General features: G+C 43.2%; 11 protein-coding genes and 1 pseudogene. 4 read left to right on the forward strand and 8 right to left on the reverse strand.

Annotated elements, in window-relative coordinates; genetic code table 11:
* The first annotated feature begins 18 nt into the window (after nt 1–18).
* On the forward strand, nt 19–1,407 hold the full coding sequence (asnS, locus tag SYN7509_RS0219725; RefSeq protein ID WP_009630358.1) for an asparagine--tRNA ligase: 1,389 nt from the start codon (nt 19–21) through the stop codon (nt 1,405–1,407).
* A gap of 28 nt (nt 1,408–1,435) precedes the next feature.
* On the opposite strand, the gene SYN7509_RS0219730 is transcribed toward asnS, so the two are convergent.
* A complete protein-coding gene (locus tag SYN7509_RS0219730) occupies nt 1,436–1,690 on the reverse strand; it encodes a DUF2283 domain-containing protein (protein WP_009630357.1) in 255 nt (84 codons plus the stop codon).
* Nucleotides 1,687–1,872: a hypothetical protein gene (locus SYN7509_RS31810; RefSeq protein ID WP_369792315.1), complete on the reverse strand. Its 186-nt coding sequence runs from the start codon at nt 1,870–1,872 to the stop codon at nt 1,687–1,689. The genes SYN7509_RS0219730 and SYN7509_RS31810 overlap by 4 nt, the downstream gene beginning before the upstream one ends.
* A gap of 194 nt (nt 1,873–2,066) precedes the next feature.
* Here SYN7509_RS31810 and SYN7509_RS0219735 point away from each other — a divergent pair.
* Nucleotides 2,067–2,261: pseudogene (locus SYN7509_RS0219735) on the forward strand (amino acid--tRNA ligase-related protein); the annotation flags it as partial.
* Between the two features lie 16 nt (nt 2,262–2,277).
* Here the strand turns inward: SYN7509_RS0219735 and SYN7509_RS0219740 are convergent.
* Nucleotides 2,278–3,816 (reverse strand): uracil-xanthine permease family protein, encoded by a 1,539-nt coding sequence (locus SYN7509_RS0219740; protein ID WP_009630355.1) that lies wholly within the window; start codon nt 3,814–3,816, stop codon nt 2,278–2,280.
* A 166-nt stretch (nt 3,817–3,982) separates the two neighbouring features.
* Between SYN7509_RS0219740 and SYN7509_RS0219745 the strand changes: the two genes are divergently transcribed.
* A complete protein-coding gene (locus SYN7509_RS0219745; protein WP_028954175.1) occupies nt 3,983–5,167 on the forward strand; it encodes an RNA-guided endonuclease InsQ/TnpB family protein in 1,185 nt (394 codons plus the stop codon).
* A 164-nt stretch (nt 5,168–5,331) separates the two neighbouring features.
* Here SYN7509_RS0219745 and SYN7509_RS0219750 read toward each other — a convergent pair whose 3' ends face one another.
* From SYN7509_RS0219750 to SYN7509_RS31425, 4 genes are all read right to left on the reverse strand, one after another.
* Nucleotides 5,332–8,007: a chloride channel protein gene (locus tag SYN7509_RS0219750; protein WP_009631458.1), complete on the reverse strand. Its 2,676-nt coding sequence runs from the start codon at nt 8,005–8,007 to the stop codon at nt 5,332–5,334.
* Between the two features lie 109 nt (nt 8,008–8,116).
* Nucleotides 8,117–9,433, reverse strand: a complete 1,317-nt coding sequence (locus SYN7509_RS0219755) for a TldD/PmbA family protein (RefSeq protein WP_009631459.1) — start codon at nt 9,431–9,433, stop codon at nt 8,117–8,119.
* 37 nt (nt 9,434–9,470) lie between these two features.
* On the reverse strand, nt 9,471–10,337 hold the full coding sequence (locus tag SYN7509_RS0219760; protein WP_009631460.1) for a Tab2/Atab2 family RNA-binding protein: 867 nt from the start codon (nt 10,335–10,337) through the stop codon (nt 9,471–9,473).
* Complete coding sequence (locus tag SYN7509_RS31425) at nt 10,315–10,446, reverse strand: hypothetical protein (RefSeq protein WP_255327318.1); 132 nt, start codon at nt 10,444–10,446, stop codon at nt 10,315–10,317. The genes SYN7509_RS0219760 and SYN7509_RS31425 overlap by 23 nt, the downstream gene beginning before the upstream one ends.
* Nucleotides 10,447–10,541: 95 nt before the next feature.
* Between SYN7509_RS31425 and SYN7509_RS0219765 the strand changes: the two genes are divergently transcribed.
* Nucleotides 10,542–12,506: a serine/threonine-protein kinase gene (locus tag SYN7509_RS0219765; RefSeq protein WP_009631461.1), complete on the forward strand. Its 1,965-nt coding sequence runs from the start codon at nt 10,542–10,544 to the stop codon at nt 12,504–12,506.
* A 136-nt stretch (nt 12,507–12,642) separates the two neighbouring features.
* On the opposite strand, the gene SYN7509_RS0219770 is transcribed toward SYN7509_RS0219765, so the two are convergent.
* Nucleotides 12,643–14,889 (reverse strand): glycoside hydrolase family 57 protein, encoded by a 2,247-nt coding sequence (locus SYN7509_RS0219770; RefSeq protein WP_009631462.1) that lies wholly within the window; start codon nt 14,887–14,889, stop codon nt 12,643–12,645.
* Nucleotides 14,890–14,978: the final 89 nt, after the last annotated feature.

Consider the following 14,978-nt stretch of genomic DNA (forward strand, 5'->3'; position numbering starts at 1 on the left):
ACGAACTATTTACCTACGATGACGAGAAGTATTGCAGATATATTAAAAAACGGTCAGCCAGAAGCAGAATTAACTATCAAAGGCTGGGTACGCACCAAGCGCGATTTAAAAGGATTTGCCTTTATTGAAGTAAATGATGGCTCGTCTTTAGCTAATTTGCAAGTGGTGCTAAATTCGCAAATGCCCGATTACGAGGATTTGTTAAAGCGGCTCAATACCGGGGCTTCAGTAGAAGTTACGGGGAAATTAGTTCCATCACAAGGCAAAGGGCAACGCATTGAGTTACAGGCGACAACAGCCACCGTATACGGCGAAGCAGATGTTGATACCTATCCTTTGCAAAAAAAACGCCATTCCTTTGAATTTTTGCGGACTATTGGACATTTGCGATCGCGTACTAATTCTTTTGGCGCAGTTTTTCGGGTTAGAAACGCCTGTGCAACCGCCATTCACCAGTTTTTTCAACAACGGGGTTTTTTGTGGGTACATACGCCCATTATTACCAGCAGCGATTGCGAAGGCGCGGGGGAATTATTTACCGTAACTAACTTAGATTTAAAGAAAGTTCCGCTTACAGACAAGCAAGAAGTAGACTACAGCCAAGACTTTTTTGGCAAACCAGCTTATTTAACCGTAAGTGGACAGCTAGAAGCGGAAATTATGGCAATGGCTTTTAGTAATGTTTACACTTTTGCACCGACTTTTAGAGCCGAAAACTCTAATACTTCCAGGCATTTAGCAGAGTTTTGGATGGTAGAACCAGAAATGGCTTTTTGTAATCTGCAAGGAGATATGGATTTAGCCGAAGCATTTTTAAAGCACGTCTTTAAGTATGTGATGGAAACTTGCCCGGAAGACATGGAGTTTTTTAACGATCGCATTGATAAAACAGTCCTTGAAACCGCGCAAAATATTATTGACAATGAGTTTGAGCGTTTAACTTATACTGATGCGGTTTCACTTCTGGAAAAAGCTCCAGTAACTTTTGAGTATCCTGTAAGCTGGGGCTTAGACTTGCAATCGGAACACGAACGTTATTTAGCGGAGCAGTTATTTAAAAAACCTGCGATCGTCACTGATTACCCCGTAGGGATCAAAGCTTTCTATATGCGTTTAAACGATGATCAAAAAACCGTCAGCGCAATGGACATTTTAGCGCCCAAAATCGGCGAAATCATCGGCGGTTCGCAACGGGAAGAACGATTAGACGTATTAGAACAAAGAATGCGGAATCAAGGCTTGAATCCAGAGGATTTGTGGTGGTATTTAGATTTGCGCCGTTATGGTACAGTTCCCCATGCTGGTTTTGGTTTGGGTTTTGAGCGATTGGTGCAATTTATGACCGGAATGGCAAATATCCGCGATGTAATTCCTTTTCCCCGTACTCCATTAAGCGCAGAGTTTTAGGAATTAAGAATTGTTTAACTATTCATTACTAATTCAGCAACACCCGTTTTTGATTGAAAAACTCTTTCAAATTGCCTAATTCTTCAACGCTAAAAAGATGGGCAATTTTTTTATATAAATCTATAGGTTGTTGCTTTACATTAATAACCTCAACACCTACGATTGTGTCGTTTATACCATAGTCACAAGTAACGCTATCCAAAATTTCCTCAGAGTCGATAATTTCGGAATTGTTTAATTTTATGTAAAGCGCGTCTGCTTGCTCATCAAACTTAATATTCATAACTTCCCCTTATATTTTCGGTCAAAATGCACAGTAATAATTAACCAGGGACTCTCGTTAGAATCATAAACAACTTTAAGAACATTATTGTTACATTCAGAAATTTCTCGATACGCCTGAGTAAGGTTTGTCTTTAGAGGGTCTGGCTCTAGTTTCTGGGGGTTCTGTAATGTTCTACTTATCCATTCTTCTTTGAGCTATTCTATCTTTTGCATGAACAGTTAGACGGTAAGATAAATCAGCCAAAATTGCGCTACTTAAACAAATAAATCTACTATAATTCAAAAAATTGTTATAGTCACCCTCAATCTAAAACCAAGCAAGGGAGCTAAAAATTTCTAGTGCGCTCTTGAAAATTAAAGTTTTACTTGTCTAATTAGAACAAAGGATGAGAAATCAAGGCTTAAATCCAGAGGATTTGTGGTGGTATTTAGATTTGCGCCGTTATGGTACAGTTCCCCATGCTGGCTTTGGTTTGGGGTTTGAGCGATTGGTGCAATTTATGACGGGAATGGCAAATATCCGCGATGTGATTCCTTTTCCCCGCACTCCATTAAGTGCAGAATTTTAATTGTCCCTTAGCTCTCCTAAATATCTACAATCTCTCCGTCTTCTGCCACTACTGAACTAGCAGCAGGTGTTGGATTTGGGGGTAACAACCAACTGAGCAAAATGGCAGTTAAACCACCCGTTGAAGTCGCCGAAGCAAACATATTTTTGATAATGGCAGGCTGATTATTAAACAATTCTGGTACGAACACCACACCTAATCCCAACGCTAACGAAACTGCAATGATAATGGTGGAGCGACGGTCTAAATTTTCTGATGCAATAATTTTGACTCCAGCAACGGCAATCGAGCCAAACATGACCGTAGTTGCTCCGCCTAAAACTGGTTGGGGAATGGATTGGAAAGCACCGCTAACAATCGGCAACAGTCCTAATACCGCCAAAATACCTGCAACAAAAAATCCCACATAACGACTGCCTACACCCGTCATTTGAATCACACCCGTGTTTTGGCTAAAAGTGGTGATAGGAAAGGTATTGAGCAATGCTGCTAAAGAGGAGTTTAGACCGTCTGCTAACACTCCAGCCTTGATGCGGCGGATGTAAACAGGGCCGGCGATGGGTTCTTTAGAAACCATTGAGGTTGCAGTCAGGTCACCTACAGATTCAATAGCAGTCAGTGGGTAGAGAATTAGAAAAGGAATCAGGGCGCTAAATTCAAAACTCATGCCGTAGCGAAAGGGAACAGGCAAACTAATAAGTGAAAGCGTGCTGAAAACACTAAAATTGACCATACCCATGAATGCGGCGAAGATATAGCCAATAAGCAACCCAATAGCGATCGCTCCCATCCGAATATACTGATTTTTGGCAAGCGTTAGCACAATCACGATCAAAAATACGCCGCCACCCACCGCCATATTTTGAGCATTGGCAAAAGTATTGTTCTGTAAAGCCACCGTGCCGCCCGCTAGACTGGTAATACCTGTTTTGAGTAAGCTTATTCCAATTAGCATTACCAAAGTTCCCGATACGATCGGTGTGACTATTTTACTAAGCAGATGCAAAAAACGACTTAGCATTACATTGGCAAACGCACCAAAAAAGCAAACGCCAAAAATCAGAGACAGCGCCTGCTCTGGTGTTCTTCCGGCTTGAATAGCAGTATTTGCCACACCCAAGATAGCACCAAGAAATGCAAAGCTAGTTCCCTGCAAACTGAGTAAACCCGATCCTACAGGGCCAAAGGTTTTACATTGAATAAAGGTGCAAATGCCAGAGGCAAGCAGCGACATACTAATAATGAAACTGGTGTTAGCAGGATCGAGTCCTAAACTGGTGCAAATGATTAGTGGTGGTGTGACAATGCCGACGAAGGCTGCTAAAACGTGCTGTACAGCAACAAAAAACGACTCGACTATCGGCGGTCTGTCATACAGTCCGTAGATCAGTTCCGAACCCGTTGCTGATAGGTCTGGAAAACCTTGAGCTTCAGGTAATTCAGATTCCTGCAAAATACCAATTTCTTTTCGCTGTGCCATATTTTTGCGATCGTATCCCAAGCTTCTATAACTAGGCTTAAGTTTAAGTTGAGGTATATTGTATACACAAACCATAGCTTTAAAGAGTAGCTTAATTTACATAATAGACTCAACTTCCTGCGCCTTCTCATCGGGATTCTCCGGGAAACCCCGTTGCTTCAGCACGGGGAGGGATAGGAGGGGAATCGATGGGGTTCAACACCCCGGAGATTCCCACATATTTTGTGTTATAATGTGAGGTATGCAAAAAGCTTACCGTTACCGCGTTTACCCAACTTCCGAACAAGAAACCTTGTTGCGGAGAACTATGGGTTGTGCGCGTTTGGTTTACAACCGAGCGTTGGCTTCCCGGACGGAAGGTTGGTACGAAAGGCAAGAAAAGGTTGACTACATCAAAACTTCTGCCATGCTTACCCAATGGAAAAAGCAAGAAGACTTGCAATTTCTGAACGAGGTTAGCTGCGTACCTTTGCAGCAAGGACTTAGACACTTGCAAAAAGCCTTTGCAAACTTTTGGGCGGGACACGCTAAGTATCCCAACTTTAAAAAGAAGCATAATGGTGGCTCTGCTGAGTTCACTAAGTCCGCTTTTAAGTGGAAGGATGGGCAAGTATGGCTTGCCAAGTGTACTGAAGCGCTGCCGATTCGTTGGAGTAGGCAACTGCCCAAGGGATGCGAACCGTCTACCATCACGGTCAAGTTGGATGCGAGTGGGCGATTCCACGTTTCTTTGCTCGTAGACACAGTGATTGAACCATTGCCAAAATCCAATAAATCTATTGGTTTGGATATGGGGATAACTAGCTTGATTGCTACCAGTAATGGGGACAAAATCGCTAATCCCAAGCACTTTAAACGCAGAATCGCAAAGCTTAGACGAGTCCAGAAATCTTTGTCTCGTAAGCAGAAGGGGTCGAACAATCGACATAAGCAAAGGCTCAAAGTAGCCAAAGTACATGGACAAATAACTGATAGTCGCAAAGACTTTTTGCATAAGCTAACTACTCAACTGGTGAACGAAAACCAAACCATCGTGGTTGAGGATTTGGCAATCAAAAACATGGTCAAAAACCATAAATTGGCGCTCTCGATTAGCGATGCTAGTTGGGGTGAATTTGTCCGCCAGCTTGCTTACAAGTGCGAGTGGCACGGGCGAGAACTGATTAAAATTGACCGATGGTTTCCTTCCTCCAAAAGGTGCGGAAACTGTGGGCATATAGTAGACAAAATGCCGTTGAATGTACGTGAGTGGGATTGTCCTAAGTGTCAAACTAACCATGACCGTGATATCAACGCGAGTAGGAATATACTTGCCGCAGGGCTTGCGGTGTCAGTCTGTGGAGCGAACATAAGACCCGATAGGCAAGAGTCTAAAAGGCAGTTGCAAAAAACCCGAAAGGGAAAGAAACAGAAACCTAAGTCGTGAGTCTTAGGAATCCCCGTACCTTAAGGTCGGGGAGGAGGTCAAAGAGGACGAATGCCGCATTTCGAGATTATTACACGAGGCGCGATCGCGGCAGCATTTTTGAAAGAGACGATTGGAAGATGAGTATTTTAATGATATGTAAGAGGTTTGTTATCAAGCCTCGTTTAGCTACCAGAAATTGCACTACGGACTAAAATCGCCGTGCAATCTACTTTAAGCGCAATTTCTACCGGAATATTGCCATTTATTGCTTGTTGGAGCAATCCTTCTCTACTTGCGCCTAAAACTACAACATCAAAGTTTTCTGATTTAACTTGCTCGATTACACCTTCAATTACAGAATTAGCTTTAAGCGGTGCAGCCGTTACAGGACTTTTTACGTGGCGCTGGCGAACTAAATAACGCACAGCTTGTTCTAAAACCTGACTATTTGGCAAAGACTGATTTGGACTAACTACTTGACAAAAATGCACCGATGGCGAAGCAGAAAGAGCTAGTAACGAGGGTAATAATTGAATTGCTTTTTGAGAATTTGGGCCGCCTGCAATCGGTACAAGCCAACGATTTAAGTGAGTATTGGGAAGCAAACAGTAAGGCAATGGTGCGGCTGGTTTGCGTTTGGTGGGGAGAGAAAAATAGATGTTTTGAGCCGAATCTTGAGCAAACTTGATTAATACTACTTCACAGCTTGCTTGTCTAATTAAAGTATCGGCAACACTGCCAAAAATCCGCCCTGGGGTAAGAGTTTTACCTTTCCATCCCATTAAAACTAAATCTATATGCCTTTCTTTAATTATTTCTAAAATAGCCGAGGCGGGATCGTGAGCGACGCGAATTTGGGTATGCAAAGGAACATTGAATTTACGCGCCTCCGCCTCTGCTTGACGCAATAAACGCCGACTTTTGGCAGTATTTACAGGGGTTTCCGCCGGAGAACTATTGCGGGAAACTAAAATTATTTGAACGCACTCTAATTCGTAATGACGATCGCGCGCAATGGCTAAAGCAAATTGTAATAAAGCATTAGCTGTATGAGGATTAGCTAATGGTACTAGCATTCGGCCTTGTCCAATAGCAGGCGATCGCGTTTGATAAACTGTATAAGCAGGCTCTGGTTGCGGCCCCACTTGACGATTTTCGCCATTAAGCTTATCGGCTTCAGCGCGAATAATATCAGCGCGGGTAATAATCCCAATTAACTTTTTTTGCTCAATTACAGGCAATCTACTAAGCTTGTAGCGATCGAGCAAGTATAAAACATCGCTTAAACTTGCACTAGGACTCACTGTTACAGGGCTAGGAGTCATTATTTCACTTAAATGAGTATCTCCCGGTAAAGTGCGATCGCGCATTTTTGCTATGTCTGTTTGCGTCACGATCCCCACCAACTTACCGTCATCTACCACCGGAAAGCCGCGATGGTGAGAGCGAGAAAATGCTTGTACCGCCTCGTCTAGAGTCATTGTTGCCCCTAAAGTTTCGACGCGGGGCTGCATGACGTTTTCGGCAGTTAGTGTTGTTAGTAAGCCTTGATTTGGGGCTGCATCTAGATTAATGCCATTAAAAGCTAAAATCTTGTCGTAGAGAGAACCAGGGGCAATTTTTTCGGCAATTAAATAAGCTGTAACTGAGCCAATCATTAACGGCAAAACTAGATTAAAATCTGTAGTTATTTCAAAGACAATGGCGATCGCTGTTAAAGGAACTTTGGAAACGACGCTAAAAAAAGCCCCCATTCCCGCCAAAGCATAGGTAATTGGGGGACTCATCCCCGTTAAGTTGTATTCCACTACACCCACCAAATAGCCCAGCGCCGAACCCATAATTAGGCTAGGAGCAAACACCCCTCCCGGCGCACCAGAACCCGCCGCAATTACAGTAAGGAGAAATTGGGCAATAAAGGCGATCGCTGCTACATACGGGCGAGCTTCCCCCGTTAGCACAAATTCCCGCAAGCCTGTATTATCGTGAAATTGTTGCGGTAGTAAAGAAACAAATATGCCCGAAATAGTGCCTGCGATCGCAATCCGCAACGGTAAACTGACGTGCAATCTTTGGTATAGTTTTAAACTTGTAATCACTCCTTGATTAAATAACGAGCCAAATAGCCCCGCCAAAATTCCTAAAATTATATAAAAAGGAATTTCCCCTAAAGAAAAGCTCGTAACATTTGCTGTTAATTCTAAATTTAGTTCTAAACTCTTACCACCCAAAAGCCGGGAAACTACCGCCCCCACAAAGGAAGCAATTATCGCCGTACCTAAAGTTATTCCCGATAAATCTTGAAGTAATTGCTCAACTACAAATAAAACTCCGGTAATGGGAGCATTGAAAGCCGCCGCCAAACCCGCCCCCGCACCCGCCGCAATTAGCTGGCGACGATTATCGGGCGATAGGGGCAAATAACGACTCAATCCCCCCGCCAAAGCCGCGCCAATATGTACAGTCGGCCCTTGTCGCCCTAACGTTAATCCCGAACCTAGCGCCAAAGTTGCACTAGCTAGTTTTACTAAAGCAATCCGCCAAGAAAGTTTAATCGGAAAATTAGCAAGACTAGCTTTAACATCAGGAATCCCACTACCGCCAGCTTCGGGGGCTAACCTTTGAATGAGTAACCCAGAAAAGAAACCAAAAGAACCGCCAATAATTGGTAAAACTAGCCAAGCTGGTTGTAAAGCCGATGATTGAACGCGCCACGCGCCAAGCCAACCAGAGCTAAATTTAAGAAAAACTGCCGCTAAGGCTGCAACTAAACCAATAATTACCGCGTAAGCGATCGCACTTGTTCGACTTGGTTGCAGCCATTGACGCAAACGCTGTTGGATGGCAGGAAGTAGCATTTTTTTGAAAGAGAAAGGGAAGAAAAAACTACTACGCTGATGCTCTGTAACGATTACTTGTGACTTATATAAAGCTTAATTTGTTGCCGTACTCTTTATCTAATTGGTTTTAACTTTCCGATCGCCCAATCGTCGATAATCCTTCGACAATCAATGACGGAGTATAACAAGAGCCGTTCCACTCCGCATCATTACCCAGCGCCACTAATTGTTTTAAAGCTGTATAGGCATTACCCGCCACCATTGTATCTTTTACCCGCCCGATCGCCTGACCATTTTTGACGCGGTAGCCCAAGTCCACATTAATCGAAAAGTCTCCCGAAATACTGCCCCCATCCCCCAGCATTTGATCGATAATAATGCCGTCATCTAGTCGAGTAATTAATTGGGCTAAAGATTCGTTTCCCGGTTGAATTAGCAAGTTAAATAAACCGGGAGTAGGATAGCTACCCAAACCAGGACGAAAACCGTTACCTGTCGAGCCTGTACCTAATAATTTGCCACAAGTGCGATCGCTTACAAAGTTTTGTAATGCTCCATTTTGAATAAATACCAAAGGTTTTGTCGGCGTACCTTCATCATCAAAAGGACAACTAAAAGGGCCTTTATCGGGTTCTTGAGAAATAGTCAAAGCGCTAGAAGTTACCAATTGCCCTAATTTATCTGCCCAAGGTGAAGCTTTTTCTAAAACTCTTTTGCCATTAATTGCCGCTTGCAAGGTACTCCACAACATATCTGCGGCTTTGGAGGTAAATAAAATTGGTACGTGTCCGGTGGGAGGTGCAATATTTTTTTTAGCCCACTGCAAACGCTGTAAAATTTGCTCGACGATCTTTTCTGGGTGGAGAATGTCGCGTTGAGTTTGTCCGTCAGATACGCTTAAAAAATCATCCCCTCTAATCCATTCCACTGCTAGATAAGCGCTAAGAGTAGTATCAGTATAGTGACAGTCCAAACCCATCGAATTAATTAAACGGGTGGTTTCAATATCGCTATCCCATTCAGCACTAATTAAGACTTCAGGATAAGCATCGTGAATCAGGGCGATCGCATTATTCCCCCATTCTATCAACCGCTCTACAGCTACATCTTGTCCTAAATTAGGATAATTTGGCTGCGAATTACTCACAAGTTCAATAGCTTCAGGTTCGTTGAGTTGGCTAAGAGCTAAAGCCCTTTCTACCAATGTTTGCGGCGCTACAGAGCCGTAAGCTACCGCCAGACCCGGACGACCCTTTCGCCACAATCGCAAAGCCGTACCCTCGGATTGAGCGCTTTCTAGCTGTTTGAGACGGTTCGCCTCAAAAAATACGGGGCGAGAAAGGGATTTTGATTGGTACACTTCCGCCGCTTCTGCGCCAGACTTAATCGCTATTTCTAGCAATTGTTCTGCTAAAAGTGTATGTTGTGGTATTTCAGAACCCATGCGCTTTGCTGCAATTGTGGAATTTTTAGTAGTGCTGTTACGGTAAGTTAATCTCTTGCAATAACCAAAAGCCTGCAAAAACTTCAGATTCAGGGCTTGATTGCACCGCTAAAAAATGTACTTGGTTAGCTTTTTGTTTTGCTCCCTCAAAGTCTTGAGCCATTTGTAAGGTTTGGGGGTTAGTTACGTTAGCTAAAAGCCAACTGTCACTTGCACCAGTTTCTAAAATTAGTCTGGCGGGATTCACGGAAGTATCTACTTTGAGGGCAGCTATTTCTAAACCTGACATCCAGCCTGCTAAAGGTACGGCTCTAGGCGAGTAAATTATTACACCAGGAACTATAGTATCTGACGCGACTTCACCTAACGGCAATGGGAAAGCTTCACCAAAACCAATCTCCCATTCCGGCATTTGGGCTAAGTCTGCGCCGGTAAGGCTGGCAACTACCCATTTTTGCCCGATTAAAGCATCTGGTAAACGTTGAGGATCGCTCTTTTGCCCTCTTACTGAGGGATTAGTAGAAGCTTGATAACCTGGTTCTAGGGGGTATACATCCAAGTTTCGTTGTTGTAACCATTGATGGAGTGCTAGAGTGCGGCGGCTAGGTTGAGCGGGAATGCCCAAATCTTGGCAAGCTTTGACAATCATGTTGTTCATGGAAGTGCGAAAAAATCGGAACTTCAGTGGAGTAGTTGCCGATTGCTCCATTGCCTTTTCTAGTGCCGCTTTTAGCCAAGCAGAGTTTACCTGGCTACTAGAACAATACTCCGAATATTTAAACAGCGAATCAAGCTCCGTATCAATAGATAAAGGACTTTCGCAAACTAAGATTTCCCAAAGTTTTTTGTTATTTTCATCTAATACTGGACGCGAATAAAAATCAATTTCCCAAATACTGCCCATGCCTTGCCGTCAAAAATTGGCTACCTTGTAAATCGTACAGGCGATCGCGTCCCCTTTGATAGCGCGATCGCACTTTCATCCCATCAATGAGAGAAAATAGTTTTATCAACTAGCGGCAATAGCTGTTATTTAAGAGGAAACCTTTGCTTTAGCGTACTTTAAGGTTAGTCAACCCAGCAAAAAGTAAAAACCAATGTAGATTTTATGAGCTACTGTCTCAATCCCACTTGTCAACACCCAGAAAACTTAGACGGGTCTAGCTCCTGCCTCAGTTGTGGTAAAACATTATTACCATTACGCGATCGCTATCACATTATTCGCCCTCTAGGTGGTGGCGGCTTTGGTAGGACTTTTTTGGCCGAAGATCGAGATAAGCTCAACGAATTATGTGTAGTCAAGCAATTAGTCCCGCAATTGCAAGGTACTAGCGCCCAACAAAAAGCAACGCAGTTATTTGAGCAAGAAGCAAAAAGGTTGCAACAATTGGGCGAACATCCCCAAATTCCCACTCTATACGCCTATTTTAAAGAAGATGATTATCTATACTTGGTTCAGCAGCTAGTAGTCGGGCAAAGTTTACGCGAACAGTTGGACTTACAAGGGGCTTTTAGCGAACTGCAAATTTGGGAACTATTGGCGGATTTATTACCTGTATTGCAGTTTATTCACACTCATCAGGTAATTCACCGCGATGTTAAGCCAGATAACATTATGCGTCGTCAAAGCGATCGCCGCTTAATAATGATTGATTTTGGCGTATCTAAACAATTTAGCCCTAGCGATCGCGCTACAGGTACAACTATCGGCTCTTTTGGTTATGCTTCTAGCGAACAATTGAATGAAGGGGAAGCTTATCCTTCTAGCGATCTTTACAGTTTGGGTGTAAGTTGTTTTCATTTATTAACTAAAATTTCTCCTACTCGTCTTTGGACGGAGTACGGCTATAGTTGGGTAAAACAATGGCAACAGCACTTAAATATTTCAATTAGCCCCGAACTTACAGCAATTTTGGATAAGCTGTTGCAAAAAGATATTCAGCAGCGTTACCAAAATGTCGAGCAAGTTTTGCAAGACTTACGGACAATTCCCATGTTTTTAGCTTCCGATGTTACTAAAGTACCGTTGCACGTACCTATTTTTACAGAAAATCCAGGAGTGCGCGATCGCGTACCTCAAAATCTTTCCAACTCTACAACTTTATTTCCAAGAGCAAATTTTGGTTGGCGTTCCAAATTATTATTAGGAAGTGCCATAGGTTTAATTTTAGGATTTGTCGCCTACAAATATTGGATTAGCCAGCATTCGGTTACCCTCATGGGTCATGCTGGAGAAGTTAACACCGTTGCTATTAGTCCTGATGGTCAAACTATTATTAGCGGTAGTGATGACAAAACGCTGAGAATTTGGGATCTAAATAGTCAAAAATTGCTTCGCACTTTAAAAGGACATACAGATTGGGTGTATGGAATTTCTCTTAGCGCCGACGGTCAGACTATTGTAAGTGGTAGTAAAGACAAAACTGTTAGGCTTTGGCAATTATCTGGGGAGCAAAGTAGAACTTTAACCGGACATACTAGCTACATAAATAGCGTAGCTATTAGCCCCAATAAAACAAAAATTGCCAGTGGGAGTTATGACAAAACTGTTAAAGTCTGGAACTTAAAAATTGGTCAAGTAGATACACTCAAAGGGCATTCACGAGAAGTTTTAGCTGTTGCGATTAGTCCTGATAATAAAAAAATTGTTAGTGGTAGCGTAGATAAAACTATGATTATTTGGGACATCGCCACTTTAAAAGCGCAAAGTATCTTAACTGGACATACCAGCGATGTAAATGCAGTTTCTATTAGTTCTGACAACCAACAAATAGCTAGTGTCAGCGATGATAAAACTATTAAACTGTGGAATCTCAACACCGGGCGCGAAATCCGCACTTTAACCGGACATTTGGCAGATATCAACACTGTAGACTTTAGCCCGGACAACCAATATATAGCCACTGGTAGCGATGACAAAACGGTAAGAATCTGGGATTTAATGACAGGAGTTGCTATTTATACTTTTAAAGGGCATCAAGGCGCAGTTTTTGCCGTAGATTATAGTCCTGATGGTAAAACCCTAGTGAGTGCGAGTGCAGATAAAACTATTAGAAAGTGGCAAGTACCATAAATCGATCTCTTGAGCAGAAGTTTAGATCCAGTTCCCCCAGGATTGGGGAGGCAAAAAGCGGAGTTACACCGCTTCCCGCTTTATTGCTGTGGTTAGGGGACAAAATCATCACCCAAGAGGTCGGTAAGAGCGGTAATTAGGGGACATCAATGGGAATTAGAGCATTTTCCGGCAAATAGCCTTTAAAACGCCCTTCATCTGCTAATACGAGCGTCATCCGTAGCGGGTAATCTGGGGGGATCTGCAAATCAGCCCAAGGTATCGCCACTTCCAAACAGCGATCTAAACCAACTTGAGCGCGACTAAACCGAGGATGCCATTTGTGGTTATCTCCCGCTTCTTGGAAATGCACACTTTGAGTAAGTAAATTAATCTCTAACTGATGGTGGAATAGATAGTTTAGCGGTGCTTCGTCGGGCAAATCTCCCACCGGAGCAGGGCTATTGTGCATAGTTTTATCAGGATAAAACCACAACAAATTTAACTGCGGCGGACAATCGCGCCCTGGGGTAATTCCCGCTTGGAAGTCTAAACGCAAGTAAAAGTTAGAGTGATCTACCCCATACCATAAGCGTTGAATTGCACTGCTGCGGTGCATTGTACCTCTTGCTCCGCCTACTTCTAATCTACCCGCTCTGTCCCAGTCTTGTTCGTCGCCTTTACCGTCAATAGTTGGGTGAATAAATCCTTCCGGGCGTGAATCTAGCTTTGCTTCGTGGATTTCTACAGGTTGGCGGATATTAGCTGGGATTGGCTCGTTTAAAGCCTGGTAGAGATTGTACAGATGCTCTCTAAATAGCTGGTCAAAAATGGCATCTTGATTAGAAGAATGTCCTTCACCAAACCACCAAAACCAATCAGAACCTTCCGCCGCATACATAGCTTCCCAGGCGGCAGGGTTGTTTTCTTCGGTGGCTTCAGGATGGTTCGCTAAGACGGTTCTCGCTTCGGTGAGCAAGTCCCAAGCGCGGTTTTTAGCTGGGTCGCCAATCCAAGTTGTAAAGCTGCCATCGACCCAAGAACCGCTATGCAGGCGATCGCACTCTAAAGTTTCTGTAGCCGGAAATTGCTCTAAATACTCCGATACAGTTACAAGTTTTATCTGCTCGTTGTCGCTCAAAGCTTGATACAAGTTTTCTAAAAATGGTTTGCCGTCTTCAGGGTAAAATTCCCAGCAGTTTTCGCCATCAAGGGCAATTGTGACTAAGTGCGGGTTTTCTAGGGCTGTACTACCGCTCTCTTGCTGTTGTTTTAGGGAATTTGCGATCGCTTCCAAATGTCCCACCAAGTCGGCGGCGGCACGTTTTGGCGGCATTGAGCTATAACTAAAGCCAATTAAATCCGATAAACGATGATCTCTAAATACAATTGCCAATTCTCCTTCGGTGGTTTCTAACCGATAAGGACGATATAACAATTCTGGCTGCATCAGATTTCCCGCCCCATCCCGGTTAAAAAAGTGCTTCAGCGTCCATCCTAATACCGCTTCATCAGAGCATAACCATTTAAAACCTTGTTTGGCTACATAAGGCAGCATTTCCGGGCTTACAGACTGTTCTGAGGGCCACAGACCGCGCGGCGATTGTCCAAATCTATCTTCGTACATATTCCAAGACTTTTGTAGGTGTCTTGGTATATCTTCCGCCCACTGGAATCGGCGTTTGGGCAATTCCATGTTTGACACCGCAACTCTACCCGAATTTGTATCTGCTAGTAACGGTAATATGGGATGAGTATAGGGCGTAGTTGTAACTTCTAGTTGCCCGTTTTCTTGCATTTTCCGATGTTGGGGGATAATGCGGCTAAGAATTTGGCGTTGTTTGGAATAAATGCGCTGGCGATCGCTTAAATTGAAATTACGTCCTCGTTTCAACCAGTCGGCTATCTCCGGGTCATCCCAAAACAAAGGATCTATCCAAGCTAAATTATGCCAAGCGAGTAAATCGCTGTAATCTTGAGAATTCCAATTTTCTAAACACCATCCTCTACCTTTATCTTGCCTTTGTCCGTAAAGCTCGCTGTACCGGGGATGAGGGTCAATTAAAGTATGGTGATTAGCATCAAAAAAGTGTTCGATAATAAACTCGTGCTGTTCCCTAGTTATCTGTTCGTCGGGAGTCAGACAGACAGTTAAATAAGGATCGAAAGCCGTTCCCGCGATGTAATCTTCTAATTGCAATATCAACGAGGGAACTAAGTTTACTGTTTGATGCAGCTTAGGATAGCGTTCTAGTAGTAAAACCAAATCCAAATAATCTTTAGTACCGTGCAAACGTACCCAAGGTAAACGATACTGTTGAGAACCAGAATTGCTGCTATCACTACCTTTATATAAAGGCTGATGTTGATGCCAGACAAAAGCTACATACAGGGGATGAGACATAAAAAAATTAATTAGTAACGTTCTGCGATCGCGCTTAAAATTAAAATAGCAAAAGGCAAAAGGAATATTCCCTTTTGCCTTAAAACTAA

The sequence above is a fragment of the Synechocystis sp. PCC 7509 genome (assembly GCF_000332075.2).
Classification (GTDB): Bacteria; Cyanobacteriota; Cyanobacteriia; order Cyanobacteriales; family Chroococcidiopsidaceae; genus Aliterella.

Excerpts from the sequence above, each read along its gene's own strand:
- SYN7509_RS0219760 (WP_009631460.1), bottom strand. The coding sequence starts at position 10,337 with ATGGGCAGTATTTGGGAAATTGATTTTTATTCGCGTCCAGTATTAGAT.
- asnS (WP_009630358.1), top strand. The coding sequence starts at position 19 with ATGACGAGAAGTATTGCAGATATATTAAAAAACGGTCAGCCAGAAGCA.
- SYN7509_RS0219740 (WP_009630355.1), bottom strand. The coding sequence starts at position 3,816 with ATGGTTTGTGTATACAATATACCTCAACTTAAACTTAAGCCTAGTTAT.
- SYN7509_RS0219765 (WP_009631461.1), top strand. The coding sequence starts at position 10,542 with ATGAGCTACTGTCTCAATCCCACTTGTCAACACCCAGAAAACTTAGAC.
- SYN7509_RS0219730 (WP_009630357.1), bottom strand. The coding sequence starts at position 1,690 with ATGAATATTAAGTTTGATGAGCAAGCAGACGCGCTTTACATAAAATTA.
- SYN7509_RS0219750 (WP_009631458.1), bottom strand. The coding sequence starts at position 8,007 with ATGCTACTTCCTGCCATCCAACAGCGTTTGCGTCAATGGCTGCAACCA.
- SYN7509_RS0219755 (WP_009631459.1), bottom strand. The coding sequence starts at position 9,433 with ATGGGTTCTGAAATACCACAACATACACTTTTAGCAGAACAATTGCTA.
- SYN7509_RS0219745 (WP_028954175.1), top strand. The coding sequence starts at position 3,983 with ATGCAAAAAGCTTACCGTTACCGCGTTTACCCAACTTCCGAACAAGAA.
- SYN7509_RS0219770 (WP_009631462.1), bottom strand. The coding sequence starts at position 14,889 with ATGTCTCATCCCCTGTATGTAGCTTTTGTCTGGCATCAACATCAGCCT.